Here is a 14072-nt window from a genome sequence, read left to right as displayed (position 1 = left end):
AAAATAGTAACTGGTATGAAAAAAATTGTATGGTTTGTGTTTTTGTGTTGTATCATGGTAGGACAACCCGTTTGGGCTCAGAATAGGGTAACCGAACAGCAAAAAGTCGAGTATGATAAAGGTAATCGAGACCAAAAGTTCCTAAAAGAATATATCGAGGCGTTAAAGGCTGACGGACAGACCGAAATATTGAATGATGTAGTGGATGAGTATTTAATGGTATTACCATTAAATGAGCGTTACTCCGGTGGAAATTTATCGGATTTCGTGGAATATATAACTCACATGAATACGAAAACCATTGTCGATATTATTGAAAATTGGGACAAACTTTCTTTCACGGAAGAACAGGCTGATAAAATTGTGGAGAAAATAGATCATGTCTGTAAAATGGATTTGTTTCAAGTGATTATGAAGGAACGTGAAGATGGGAAAGGTCCCATTATGGATTGTAGTTCCCTACAAACAGCCTTAAGGAAGTCTGGTATTCCGGTTTCTAATGTAAGACGGCAAACCATTGAAATGTGGCAATACTGGCAGGTTAAGGATATAACGGGTATGATTGGTGCTTTTGAAAATATGTTTGTTGAATCGGAAGCTTCCCAAAAAGAAAAGGCTGGTAATGGCGTGCTTGATTTGGAAACGATGTTTGATGGGGTAATTCTTGGAAGTATGGTGAATTATATCTTGGAAGAGAGTAATTTAGAGCAATGTACCAAAATTCTTGATATCATGAATCTGGTTGTTGAGAAGAATGATAATAGTACCTTTGTTGACATGATTGCCAAATGGAAGGATAATTTTGAGGGGAAAAAGATGCTGATAGAGATGGGTGAAGAATAAGTGTTGAGGATTGGGTAAAATTAAAATGAATGAGTTATGAGATTATTTATTGCTTTTTTAGTAATTTGTTGCGTGGGTTGTTCTCAATCATCACGTTATCAATTTAGTCTGAAAGGAAACATCGAGGGCGTGAAATATGGTACCGTTTTCTTGATGACTCCAGGAGATAGTTCGATAGTTTTATACAAGACTAATTTGGAGGGGGGAAAATTTGAGTTGAAGGGAGAATTGGATGAACCTAGACAAGTTATATTGAAAGTGAACCGACGTCAGACTTATTTCTTTATGGATGGTACGAATATGGAAATTTATTGCCCTTATTCGGCGTTAAGTGATAAGCATATAAAAGGGTCTCCGGCAAATAATTTAGCTGCAGAATATGACAAACTTGTCCAAGAGGGATATTACAAAGAATTTAATCAATTGATTAATGAGTATAAAGAGTTGTTGGATGCGGGTGATCAAAAAGCAGCAGATGAAAAAATGACTCAAGCATTAAAAATGGATGATAAACGTTTTGAATTGACCCGTAATTTTGTTAAACAACATCCGGATAACATGTATTCTGCCTATATTTCGGGAATTGTGAAAGAAGAAAGTTACGAGAAGGGAAAGGAGTTGTATGACTTGCTTACTCCAAAAATTCAAGCTTCATTTTATGGGCGTTTGTTGAAACAACAGACAGAGGCGTTGGCTATTTCTGCATTAGGTGTTCCTTGTCCGGATTTCACGGCAACGGATGAGTCTGGTAATAAAGTTTCAATGGCTTCTCAGAAAGGTGGAATCATGGTTCTTGATTTCTGGGCTTCTTGGTGTGGTCCTTGTCGGCAAGAGATGAAAAATTTGCGGGAGCAATATGCTGAATTTAAAGATCAGGGAGTTCGCTTTATGAGTATCTCATTGGATGATTCTGTAGAAAAATGGAAAAAGGCTTGTGAAGAGGAGCAAATCCCATGGATCAGTGTTCGGGATGATAACGGTTGGTCTAAATCCGAAATTCGTAAGTTATTTGGTATTCAGGCGATACCATTTATCGTGTTACTGGATAAAGATGGTAATATTGTTGCCAAGAATATCCGTAGAAACAGTTTACGAGAGAAAATTTTGGAGTTGCTACAAAAATAAATAAGTTATGAAAGTTATAAATATAATTTTAGCTAGCATTATCATTTACTTGGGGGTAGGATCTACTTGTTTCGCACAAGAAAATGATAAGGCTTTACTGGAACGAGTAGATAAGGTATACCGTTTAATCCCGAGAGACTTGAATACGGATGAATTACTTCAGAAAATAAACGAGGTAGAAAAGTACGTTGGACTGGTTATAGATTCTATTGAAAGTAAAGAGGCGAAAGAAAAAGCTCGATTGATTCAAGCTAAAGGGTTGTTATGGAGTTTAGGAAGTTACGTGTTTGAAACTGGAGATAAAGGTTTAAAAGATGAGTTATCAAAAAGAATTAAGGGGGTGGATCTGGATTCTCCAAGTCTGGAATTGCTTGATGATATCGACGTGGCTAATTTGTTAAATGGTTATTTCCGATTATTTATGCCAGATTTATCAGAGTTAGATCGAGCTACTTATGTTTTGTATAATATAAAGAGTGAAAAAATTCGTAATCCTTATGTGCTGACAGCATTAGTGTCAACATTAAAACAAAATGGATACACGGATGCGATTCAAGGAGTGATAGAAGATATTGAGCTTTGTTCCAAAACTGAGTCAACAATTCAAAAGGCGCATGAATTAAAAGCACAATATTATCCGGTACGAGTGGGGGAGATGGCTCCCGATTTCGAGATGGAAGATGAATTTGGTAAAATGGTGAAACTTTCCGAGTTTAGGGGTAAAATGGTGTTTGTTGATGTTTGGGCTACTTGGTGTGGTGGATGTGTTGAGGGGTTGCCTTATTTCATGGCTTTGAGGGATCAATATAAGGATCAGAAGGATTTGGTGTTATTGACCATATCTGATGATGGAATAGAGGCTAAATCTCGTTGGTTAAAATTCTTAAAAGAGAAAAAATATTCCGGTAAGATTCCTCATTTGATCATCAATAAAGAGAAAGATAATTTCACGAAAGATTATTGTTTGACAGGAATTCCCCGGTATATTTTAATTGATAAGGAAGGAAAGATCGTGAATGCTTGGCATGTGGCTGCTAAACATGAATTGTTCTCTTGGGTTTTCAAGATGGAATTGGATAATATGAATCGAGAGTAATTTTTCTACTCAATACAAGGTTCCCGATTTGACGTAGGTTGAATCGGGAAATCTTATTTTATGATGTAAAATGTGTGTATAGCATGGGATATAAGAGAAATAGAATTCCCAGTTTATCTTGAAGGCGTTTCAGTGCAATTTGTTTTTGTTTCTTCACGGTATCCACGGCTAATCCTAATTCTCCTGCTATTTCAGAAGGTTTTTTGCCTTCTAATGTGAGCATACAAATTTTTTTGCATTGTGGCGGCAATTCATCAATAGAGGCGAGTAGTTGACGGTATACTTCTTCTTGAATGAGATTATTTAGTACGATAGGTTCTTCTTGTTCTTGCCAGTTATTCGTGATTTCTCTTTCGTGATGTTGTTGAATTTTAAGATTTCGGAGATAAGTAAAACATTTATTGCGAACAGAACGGTATAAATAGGTTCGAATAATTAGTTCATTTTCGAAATGAATTTGTTTTTCCCACAAGTAGACGAATATCTCTTGCACGATGTCTTCTGCTGCTTCGTGATTATTAATGTAATGGAAGGCAAATTGCACGAGTGATGGATAAAATTCTTTAAATAGAATTTTATATTCCTCTTCCTTGTATATGTTACGAATGTCATCCATATCAAATTATTCCACCACGAATCGGTTTAGTGTGAGACAAATTTAGAGTTTTTTTATATTTATGCAAGAGAACGCGTGATTTTTTCTGAATTCTTTTACCACTCTTTCCCGAGTTATGAGTCCTTATATAAACAGGGAACAAAAAGTATGGATAAAGGTTTTGAAATTGCGGATATTATTGTTGCATTCATAAAGGGGAATGCGACCCCGGAGCAAATTGTCCGGTTGGACGAGTGGCAAAATGAGTCTGATGAGAATAAACGTTTGTTTGTTTCATTGCTGGATGAAACAAATTTTGATTTGCAAGTACGGGTACGGAAGGAATTGAATATAGAGAAAGCGTTTAATCAGGTTAAATCTAGAAAACGGACGCATGATCGGAGGTTTAAACGAGTGTGGCAACTTTCTCTTGTCGCTTCTATTGCTGTTCTTGTTGTGGTGTGTAGTGTTATGCTGTATAAAGGCCAGGAGGCTGGTGTAAAATCAGAGATTGATCAAGGGGTTATTTCGGGCGGTACGAATAAGGCACTTTTGACGTTATCAACGGGAGAGCAAATACTGTTAGATAAACAAGATACATTATTACAAAGTGATATAACTCGTATTCGAGTTGCGAGTGATAAAGGAGTTACTTACGAGAGTATCGAGGGGGATTCGTCGATTCAGTTAGCATATAATACAATGGAAATTCCTCCTAGGGCAGAATTTCAACTGGTTCTATCAGACGGAACGAAAGTCTGGTTGAACGCGGGTTCTAAATTGCGTTATCCGGAAAGATTTGTTGGAGATGAACGACAGGTCGAATTGAGTGGTGAGGCTTATTTTGACGTGGTTCATGATGAAAAGGCCCCGTTTATAGTGAAAACTTCTCGATCGACAATAACCGTGTTGGGGACGGAGTTCGGAGTTCGGGATTACGAGGGGAAAGCTAATCTGACAACGTTGGTTCAGGGGCGCGTGGCCGTGTGTGACTCCATGAATAAATCGTATGTAATTTATCCGGGACAACAAGTTATTATTGATGAGCGAGGGACAACAGTGGAAGACGTGGAAACAGCCTATTTTACTTCATGGAAGGATGGTTATTTTACATTTAACCAAGCGACTTTGGGTGATATCATGGATGAATTGTCCCAATGGTATGATTTTGATTGTTTCTTTACTAATGCCACGGTGACGAACTTGCGATTGACAGCGAGATTAAAGAAGTATGATGATATTAATGTTCTCTTGGATATATTATCTGATACCGGAGATGTTTGTTTCTCTCGAAAAGGGCGAGCGATCACGGTGACAGAAATTAGCCGATAAAATACCACGGGGAATAGGCTCCACCCAAATTCCCCGAGAGTATTTATTAATTACTAAATAATTGAATTACAAATTTATGGAAAAAAATGGAAAATGCAGGTATTATCTGCCAGAAAAATGGAGATTTTTAAAAGGGCTCACGAGGCTCTTGATGTTAATCTGCCTTGTCAATATGCCGGTACACGTTTTCTCCCAAGAGAAAAGGTTCTCATTTGAGTTCACGAACGTACCCGTGAGTACTGTTTTTCTTAGTATCGAGAAAAATAGTGATTATTCTTTCGTGTATAATTCGCAAGAATTACAGAAGATTGGATTGAAAGATTACAAGTTCGAAAATACCACGGTTCGTGAGATTTTAGAAACTTGTCTGAAAGGATCGGATTTAGTGTATGAGATTCGAGATAAGCATATCGTTATCCGGCGTGCTAGTGGAAATGATCAAGGAAAGAAAATGGTTCTAGTCCGGGGACAAGTGTCCGGAGTTGACAGTGTGGGATTGCCCGGTGTGACCGTTTTGATAAAAGGAACAACTACGGGAGTGACAACTGACCACAAGGGCTACTACTCTATTTTTGTTCCTCAACAAGAAAAGGCGGTCTTGGTGTTTTCATTTATGGGGATGAAACAACAAGAAATTCGGTACACGGGGGAAGAGGTAATCAATGTAATGATGGAAGAGGATTTAAAAACCGTGGAAGAGGTTGTCGTTACCGGTTATCAAAATATTCGTAAAACCGATATGGTGGGATCTGCCCAGAGAATCAACCGGGATGAGTTGTTTTTCGATGGAACGAATAGTCTTGAACAAATGTTACAGGGAAAGCTTGCCGGCACGGTGGTGAACAACACGAGTGGATTGGTGGGATCTCGTCAAAAAGTTCGTGTCCGGGGGACATCCACGTTATTAGGGAATCAAGAGCCTGTCTGGGTAGTGGACGGGATTATTCAAGAGGATCCGTTACCTTTTAAAGCTCAGGAGTTTTCATCTACAGGGGCGATATCTAGTGATAATTTTGATATGGTTCGGGATTTTGTGGGTAATGCGATTAGTTGGTTGAATCCCAATGATATTGAAAATATCACCGTGTTGAAGGATGCCTCGGCAACAGTTCTTTATGGAGTAAAAGCGGCCAACGGGGTGATCGTGATTACAACAAGAAAGGGTACTCAAGGGCGGATGTCTGTAAATTACAGCGGTAATTTTTCAATCAGTTCGCGCTTGACGTATGATAAGATGCATTTGATGAACTCGAAAGAACGAATTGATGCGTCGCGGGAAATCTATAGTAATAGGGTTGTGTATAACGGGCGAACGTTGGAGGAAGTCGGGTATGAAGGCGTCTTGAAAAAATATTTGAATAAAGAGATCACGTATGACATGTTTGACGCGGAGGTGAAATACTTGGAGTCGGTAAACACGGATTGGTTTGATTTGCTGTATCGTAACCCTTTTAATCATAGTCATAGTTTGAGTATTTCCGGGGGGACGGATAAGGTGGATTATTATTGGTCTTTAAGTGTGAAAGATAATAAGGGGGCTGCCAAAGGGAATGACCTGCGTTCTTATAGTTCGTTGATGAAAATGACTTTTCGTTTGGGAGATAAAATTATTGTCAATGCACAATTAAACGGGGATTATACTAAAACAGATGGGTTTTATCAAGTGAATCCTTACCAGTATGCTAGAACAACGAGTCGGGCAATACCTTGTTTTAACGAGGATGGTACATATTTTTTCTATCCCTCTAAAACGAACACGAAGATGATGTCTTATAATGTCCTGAACGAGTTGGACAACACGGGAAATAAGAATCATAAAAAGAGTTTGGGGACCACGGTGGGCCTTCGTTATACGATTATGAGCGGGTTGAATTTCGAGACGCTTTTAGGGTTGGCATATAGTGGTACAACGGGAGAATCATACGCTTCGGAACGTAGTTTTTATATCGCGAATAAAAGAGGATATGATTATGGCCTTTTCGGGTCGGAATCCACGGAATATAAGTCTTCGCAATTACCTCATGGTGGAGAATTGAACACGACGAACGATCAAAATTTAACGTTGACGTGGAGAAATACGATTGCTTACGATCATGTGTTTGGGGAGAAGCATCGGTTGGGAGTGTTTGCCGGAGTCGAGTGTCGGAGTTCAAAATATGATGGTACGAGTGAAACGACTTACGGGTATTTTCCGGATAGGGGTAAAACGGTGACATTACCTCCGTTACAGTATACTTCAGGAACAGCGAAGTTCGATAATCCGATATATTTATCCATGAAAAAAAACATTGTTGATAAAAAGTCAAATTATATGTCTTATTTCGGATCGTTGACTTATTCTTTTTCAGAACGTTACGTGGTGACGGGTAGTATCCGGAGTGATGCGTCGAATCGTTTTGGGCAAGATACAAAACATCGTTTCCTACCAACATGGTCTATAGGGGGAGTGTGGCATGTGACGAATGAATCGTGGATGCAGACCCAGAATTTTTTTAATGAACTAAGTTTTCGTGCAACGTATGGTTGGCAAGGAAACGTGGCGGAAAATTATGGTCCTAATTTAGTGGCACAAATATCCGGGTTAGAGTATTACACGAAAGAGTACCAGTTGAAAGTGAAATCATTACCTTACGGGGATTTGAGATGGGAAAAAACAAAAACGGTAAATCTGGGAATTGATATTGGCTTATTGAAAAATCGATTGATGCTTACGGCCGAGTATTATAATAAGAAAACAGAAGATGTCATTCTAAATAAAGAAGTTGCTTATGAATATGGCGTGAGTTCAATGCCTATTAACGGGGGGGACTTGCATAATAAAGGTTGGGAATTAAATGTGAACATGACGCTTGTGAGAACCAAGAATTTCTTGTGGAATTTATCTTTTAACACGTCTAAGAATTACAACAAGATGGACTCGAAGACCGAACAAAATAAAAATTGGCGTTCGGCTGCCAGTGGACGTTTAGCGAAAGAGGGGTATGCGGTGTCTTCCATCTGGACGTTCGAATTTACAGGCTTGACGAATGAAGGACGTCCCACGTTTTATATCCCGACGATAGAAGAGTTGCCAGAAGGTATAAAAGATGCAACTGCTTTTATGAAATATTCCGGAACGCTGGAGCCTGATTTTGCAGGTGGAATATCAACCTCTTTGCGATACAAGACATTAACTTTGGCTGCTTCTTTTAACGTGAATATTGGAAGTAAACGTTTTCTGGAAGCGTTGTTCCCGGAATCTATGGTGAATGATGCTCCGAGTGCTTATTCAAATTTGTCAAAGGAATTACTAGGTCGTTGGAAAAATGCCGGGGATGAAGATAGAACAAATATTCCGACATTTCCTTCTGCCGGTTTGAGCAGTACCCCAAGGGATTGTGTCGTTGCATCTGAATATCTTTACCGGATGTATAATTACAGTGACATACGTGTTGTTGACGGTTCTTTTTTCCGTTGCAATAATATCTCCTTAAGTTATACTTTTCCGGAGAAAATAGTAAAACAATTGTACTTGACTCATTTGGCGCTAACGGCAGGTGTGAGCAATCCTTTTATTATTGTGAGTAAAGATTATAAAGGTGTGGATCCGGAAGTCGCGACGGGATCTCAACCGATCGTGAGGACGTATTCATTAGGCTTAAATATTAGTTTCTAAAATTTTGAATGATATGAAAAATATAAAATATTGTATAGTTATTTTGGGAATGATACTAGCTGTCGGGTGTGGTGATTTTTTGGATGAATATAGTCAGGATGAGATCATTCCGAGTACGGCTGATGACTTGGACCAGTTGTTGGTGGGGGAAGCGTACCCGATTGTATTACCAATTTTGTCTTATCTGGATTTATTGACAGATGATGTGGAAAGTAATTATCCTACGAATTCGACTCAGTATCAATGTTTGGTAACCGGAGCGGGTGTTTTTACTTGGGCTGAAGATATGTATGAGAGGTTGGAAGAAAATACAAAGACCCCGATAAATACGTGGGAATATTATTATGCTCGTATTATGGGGTGTAATGTCGTGTTGGATAATATCGATGCGGCGATAGGAGATGTGAGCAAAAAGGGTAATGTAAAAGGACAGGCCTTGACGATGAGAGCTTATTACCATTTTATGTTGGTCAATTTGTTTGCACGACCTTATAATATGGAAGGTATTGACCTTTCCAAAGAATCTGGGATTCCGTTAATGCTTTCGTCTGCTGTTAAAGATGAGGCACCTAAACGAGCCACTTTGGAACAGGTGTACAAGCAAATAGAGAATGATTTGCTTGAGGCTGCACCTTTGATGAAGCTATATGGTCAGAATAATAATTCGTTTAAAGCGAATGATCTATTTACTTATAATTTATTATCCCGTTTATATCTTTATGAAGAAAAGTGGGAGAAGGTAATAGAATATGCGGATTATGTGATCGAGCGTAAACCGGTGCTATTGAATTTGTCTGATATCGTAATGGCAAGCGGTTTGTTTAATTGGTCATTTGGTACGAAGAATGTTTTTGATGAGGCTAGTGAAGAACGAATCTGGAGATATTCAAGAAATAATGAATTTGGTCCTTTTTTTTATCTTTACAATGCTCCGGTTGCCTTCCAGGCATCGGAAGAATTAAAAGATTTATATGAAAAAGATAAAGGGGGTAATTCTGCGGATTTAAGATTAGGATGTTATTATCGCAGTTATTCACAATCGGGTTCAACAAGAATACAATACGGACAAAAAGCTATTACCGGCACTTCTAAAGGGATGAGAGTGGCAGAGGCTTATTTGAATCGGGCGGAGGCACAAATTCGGTTGTATTTGCAGAATGGTAATGACGAATTAAGAAAAGCGGCTTTAAAGGATTTGAATTACTTGCGGTCCCGTCGTTTTGATACACGTACGGAATTGTATAAGGATATAGACAAAAACGGGGAGGCGTTATTGGAATTTTGTTTGGATGAGCGTCGCCGGGAGCTGAGTTTTGAAGAACATCGCTGGTTTGATTTGCGTCGTAACGGGATGCCTGAAATTGTTCATATACTGACTCTTGAGGCAGGAATGCCCGTGACGTTTGTTTTGGAAGAGAAAAGTGACAAGTATGTTTTGCCAATACCTCGTAATGTTTCAGATAGAAATCCGAATTTAAAATAGATAAAGTATGAAAACAAGAATATGGATATTGATTGGAATGTTAATGGGAGTGATTGTAAGTTGTAGCGAGGATAGTATTTCTCCGTCAACAGATCCCGAAACATTTGATGGGTTGTATAGTTTACCTCAAGGAAATCATGATTATGATGCTCGTATCGTGGAGTTGTCAAATAAATACAACACTAGAATTTATTATAAATTCGTTGATAAAGATTATTATTGGGGAGTGAGTACGGATATTCGTTGGCGATTTGACACGGTGAATAATAGAATTGTAGCAGGGTATGATGCCTTGCCTGCCGATGAAAATTATGTAGGAGAACAGTTGGATTTATTGGAAAATCATTTCTTAAAATACTTTTCGGACACCTTGCTATTGCGAACCATGCCATATAGAGTATTATTGTCCAGTGTGTTTGATTATATAATATATTCAAGTACCGGGATGCCGGAAGTCTTGCCCCGTACGTTGGTAAACGCTTATTCCGGGTATGACTATCTTGCATTTAATTGGGGAAATGCAAACGTGAAGACGATGACTTCCGAACAGATTAATGCTTTTAAAAATGATGCGGTCTGTGTCTTTTTGCAGCGATTAGCAGATAAAGAATTGATAAAGCGTTCGACAGCATTTACTTCCGTAACAAATTATGGTGCTTCCATGACAGCTGCGAATATGTACGAGTTTGGTATTCTTCATTATAGTTATCGAACCATCGCGGGCGATTGGGAGCAATACGTGAAAGCCATTGTTTCAACCCCGTATGAACAATTGATTGCCCCGGGTGGAATCTTGCATCCGGATATTGATAAAAAGCAGATGATTCGTAAGAAATATGATTATATGATCAATCACTTTAAAGAGGAGTATAATATTGATTTGCAAGCTATAGGTGATGATGTACAAAATTGAAATGCTGGATATGAGAAAAGTTAGGAATTGGATTCTATTGTCTTTAACTCTTTTGTTGTCTTGTAATCGAGATGCTGTTTATACGGTATCTATTCAGGGAGAATTAGAGGGGGTAAAGTATGGAACGGCATATTTAAGGACTTTCGGGGAGAAAGATTCCTTTCTACTTTCTTCTGCGATAGAGAAAGGTCGATTTGTGTTAGAAGGAGTGTTGCCGGAGAAAGGTCGTTATACGTTACAGATCAACAGGAAAGTGTTATATCTTTTCCTCGATGGAGAGAAAATACAGTTAAAGGGTGATTACAAGCAGCTGAATAATTCTGATGTGAAAGGTTCTTTGGCTAATGAATTGGAACAAGAATTTTATTTATTACTAGAAGAAAATTATCAGAAAGAATTTCGGGAACTTCAGGCTATTTATCGAGAGATTATACAACAAGAAGACCAACATGCGGCCGATGACGTGATGAGTCAGATGTTGAAATTGGATGAAAAACGCTACGTGCTAGTAAGAGACTTTATAAAAACTCATCCGGATAATATTTTTTCAATATTTCTGGCAAACACGGAAATAAAAGGAAGTTATGAAAAGGGGAAAGAGCTATATGCTCTTCTCTCCCCTTCCATGCAACAAACAGCACAGGGCAGGGAGGTGAAACAACAGGTTGATGAGTTGGCTGTTTCTGCGTTGGGGGTGCCTTGTCCGGAGATTCAAGCCGAGACTGAGCAGGGAGAGTTAGTCGTGATAGATTCTTTGAAAGGGAATTTTGTCGTGCTGGATTTTTGGGCCTCTTGGTGTGGACCTTGTCGGCAAGAGATGAAAAATCTAAGAATATTGCACAAAGAGTTTGCCGTAAAGGGAGTCCGTTTCGTGAGTATATCGTTTGATGATTCTGTTGAGAAATGGAAAGAGGCGTGTGAAGAGGAGCAAATTCCTTGGATGAGCTTGCATGATAAAAATGGTTGGAAAAATTCGAAGATTCGGAAAGCGATGGGGATTCAGTTTATTCCTTTTATCGTTTTATTAGATCGGGATGGAAATATTATTGCCAAGAATATTCGGAGGAATCAATTGCGTGATAAACTTCTTGAGGTAACGGAGGAGTAGTGCAAGTTGGTTAGTTAGAAATATGAATAAAATAGAACGTATGAAAATCACAGGTGTAATTTTATTGTTTTTGTTCAATTTGTTAGGTGTTGTGCCGAGTATGGGGCAAACACAGGAAGAAAAGGTGTATTCGAAAATAGATTTGATGTATAATGTTCTAAATCAGAAAGACAAGGCAACACTTCCTGCAGAAGAGTATAGTAAATGTTTTGATGAGGTTGATCTAGCTGTTATGTTGATGATAGATTCTTTGCCAACAGATGCTCTTAAAGCTAAAGCTGAATTAGTTGCCTATAAAAATGTAATGAATACATTGGGACTATACGTGGATAGAGGAGGGACGGATTTGACAAAAAAATACAAGAAACGGCTTAAGGGATTGGATATGAAGTCTCCTTTTATAGACGAATTACCCTATATATATGAAGCCAACTTGTATGGAAGATACATGATGAATAACAAAATAGGAATGTCCATAAAAAGGGGAACTTATGTGCTTAAAAATTCTCGAAATGGTGAATTTCAGCGTAGATTCGTGCAACCTATCTTACAAGGATATATGGCGTATTATGGTTATTCGGATTCATTGCGTATGTTGATGAAAGATGTAAAACGTTATTCGAGAGATTCTCAGCTTTTAGCTTTTAGCGAAGAACTTAGGGCTAAATGTTTGGCTTTGAGTAAAGGAAAGGTTGCCCCTGCGTTTACCATGATGGATGAAGATGGGAAAACTTACCAATTATCTGATTTTAGGGGAAAATATGTGTTGATGGATATTTGGGCTACAACGTGTGGACCATGTATAAAGGCAATGCCCGGTCTGATAGAGACTTCGAAACAATATGAGAATTACGATCATATCGTTATCATGTCTTTTGCTTTGAATGTCGGTCAGGAGGGATGGGCTAAATTTTTGAGAGAAAAAGATTTTGCAGGTAAGATGGTTCATATGCGTTGTGAAAGTAATATCTCTCAATTTATGACAGATTATGCCGTTGGTGTCCTTTTGCGTTACGTGCTAATTGATCCGGAAGGAAAAATCGTGGATGCATGGCATATTGCTCCTTCTGAGAAAGAATTCACGAAAATATTTAATAAAGAAGTTGGTATAAGATGATGAAAAGATATGGTGTATTATGCATGTTATTATTCTTTACTATAGGAATAAGATTTATTACTGTCGGGCAAAATGGAACCGACCAAGACGGTAAGATATTGCAAAAACTTTATTCTTGTTATAATCTTTTGCAAGAACCGGAATATATGAATTTGTCACCCGAAAAATATATGCGTTATTTCGTGGATATAGAAAAGAAAGCTTGTTCCATGATAGATTCTCTATCGAGTGTAGATTCGAAGAAAAAAGCTATTTTGTATCATAAATTGGGGTATTTAAATTCTTTGGGGAAATATGTGAAACAAAAAGAGGTAAAAGGTGCTGCAACATTGGAGGATGAGTTGGAGAGGCGTTTGGATGATTTGGATATTGACTCTCCGGATTTGGATTTGTTGTCTGATATGGAGATTATGGGTTTGTTGGATAGTTATTACGCTTGGAAATCACCTCGGGCATCTGTGTGGGAGAGATCAATGGACGTTTTGTATAACGTGAAGAGTGAAAAGGTAAGGAGGGCTTATGCTTTCCAAAACTATAAAACAATGATACAATTGTATGGTTACACGATGTTTATAGAAAGTCTATCATGGGATTTTGAATTTTGTACCAGAGATTCCGTGATGCTCCGGGAGGTTTGGGAGTTGAAAGAAAAGTATAAAAATGATCATAAAAAATAGTCTTATTTGTAATTTTGTATATAAATCCCGGTGAAGCCGGGATTTATTGTTTTGTGGATGATAGGCTTAAAGGTGAATATAATTGATGGCATTCCGGATTAAATTATTATTTTTGTAATAATTATTAG

General features: G+C 38.2%; 11 protein-coding genes. 10 read left to right on the top strand and 1 reads right to left on the bottom strand.

The window, feature by feature from the left end:
* Positions 1 to 15: 15 nt before the first annotated feature.
* The 3 genes from F1644_RS04300 to F1644_RS04290 are packed head-to-tail and all read left to right on the top strand — an operon-like array spanning position 16 to position 3064.
* A complete protein-coding gene (locus F1644_RS04300) occupies positions 16 to 843 on the top strand; it encodes a hypothetical protein (RefSeq protein ID WP_118301996.1) in 828 nt (275 codons plus the stop codon).
* 36 nt (positions 844 to 879) lie between these two features.
* On the top strand, positions 880 to 1968 hold the full coding sequence (locus F1644_RS04295) for a TlpA disulfide reductase family protein (protein WP_118301997.1): 1089 nt from the start codon (positions 880 to 882) through the stop codon (positions 1966 to 1968).
* 7 nt (positions 1969 to 1975) lie between these two features.
* Positions 1976 to 3064: a TlpA family protein disulfide reductase gene (locus F1644_RS04290; RefSeq protein WP_118301998.1), complete on the top strand. Its 1089-nt coding sequence runs from the start codon at positions 1976 to 1978 to the stop codon at positions 3062 to 3064.
* 58 nt (positions 3065 to 3122) lie between these two features.
* On the opposite strand, the gene F1644_RS04285 is transcribed toward F1644_RS04290, so the two are convergent.
* A complete protein-coding gene (locus tag F1644_RS04285) occupies positions 3123 to 3680 on the bottom strand; it encodes an RNA polymerase sigma-70 factor (RefSeq protein ID WP_118301999.1) in 558 nt (185 codons plus the stop codon).
* Between the two features lie 147 nt (positions 3681 to 3827).
* On the opposite strand from F1644_RS04285, the gene F1644_RS04280 reads away from it, so the two are divergent.
* The 7 genes from F1644_RS04280 to F1644_RS04250 all read left to right on the top strand — a co-directional run bounded on the left by F1644_RS04280 (position 3828) and on the right by F1644_RS04250 (position 13944).
* Entirely contained in the window at positions 3828 to 4991 is a 1164-nt protein-coding gene (locus tag F1644_RS04280; RefSeq protein ID WP_118302000.1) for a FecR family protein, read from the top strand.
* A gap of 76 nt (positions 4992 to 5067) precedes the next feature.
* On the top strand, positions 5068 to 8646 hold the full coding sequence (locus F1644_RS04275) for a SusC/RagA family TonB-linked outer membrane protein (RefSeq protein WP_168044470.1): 3579 nt from the start codon (positions 5068 to 5070) through the stop codon (positions 8644 to 8646).
* 13 nt (positions 8647 to 8659) lie between these two features.
* On the top strand, positions 8660 to 10129 hold the full coding sequence (locus F1644_RS04270) for a RagB/SusD family nutrient uptake outer membrane protein (RefSeq protein ID WP_118302002.1): 1470 nt from the start codon (positions 8660 to 8662) through the stop codon (positions 10127 to 10129).
* 7 nt (positions 10130 to 10136) lie between these two features.
* Entirely contained in the window at positions 10137 to 11042 is a 906-nt protein-coding gene (locus tag F1644_RS04265; RefSeq protein ID WP_118302003.1) for a hypothetical protein, read from the top strand.
* A 10-nt stretch (positions 11043 to 11052) separates the two neighbouring features.
* Complete coding sequence (locus F1644_RS04260) at positions 11053 to 12150, top strand: TlpA disulfide reductase family protein (protein ID WP_158571862.1); 1098 nt, start codon at positions 11053 to 11055, stop codon at positions 12148 to 12150.
* Positions 12151 to 12190: 40 nt separating this feature from the next.
* On the top strand, positions 12191 to 13267 hold the full coding sequence (locus tag F1644_RS04255) for a TlpA family protein disulfide reductase (RefSeq protein WP_158571861.1): 1077 nt from the start codon (positions 12191 to 12193) through the stop codon (positions 13265 to 13267).
* Positions 13264 to 13944 carry a hypothetical protein gene (locus tag F1644_RS04250; protein WP_147344461.1) on the top strand — a complete coding sequence of 227 codons (681 nt, stop codon included), beginning with the start codon at positions 13264 to 13266 and terminating at the stop codon, positions 13942 to 13944. Before F1644_RS04255 ends, F1644_RS04250 begins: the two co-directional genes overlap by 4 nt.
* Positions 13945 to 14072: the final 128 nt, after the last annotated feature.

The sequence above is a fragment of the Butyricimonas paravirosa genome, assembly GCF_032878955.1.
Taxonomy (GTDB): domain Bacteria; phylum Bacteroidota; class Bacteroidia; order Bacteroidales; family Marinifilaceae; genus Butyricimonas; species Butyricimonas paravirosa.
Note: the sequence above shows the minus strand (reverse complement) of the source record. Positions and strands in the feature narration are given on the sequence as shown.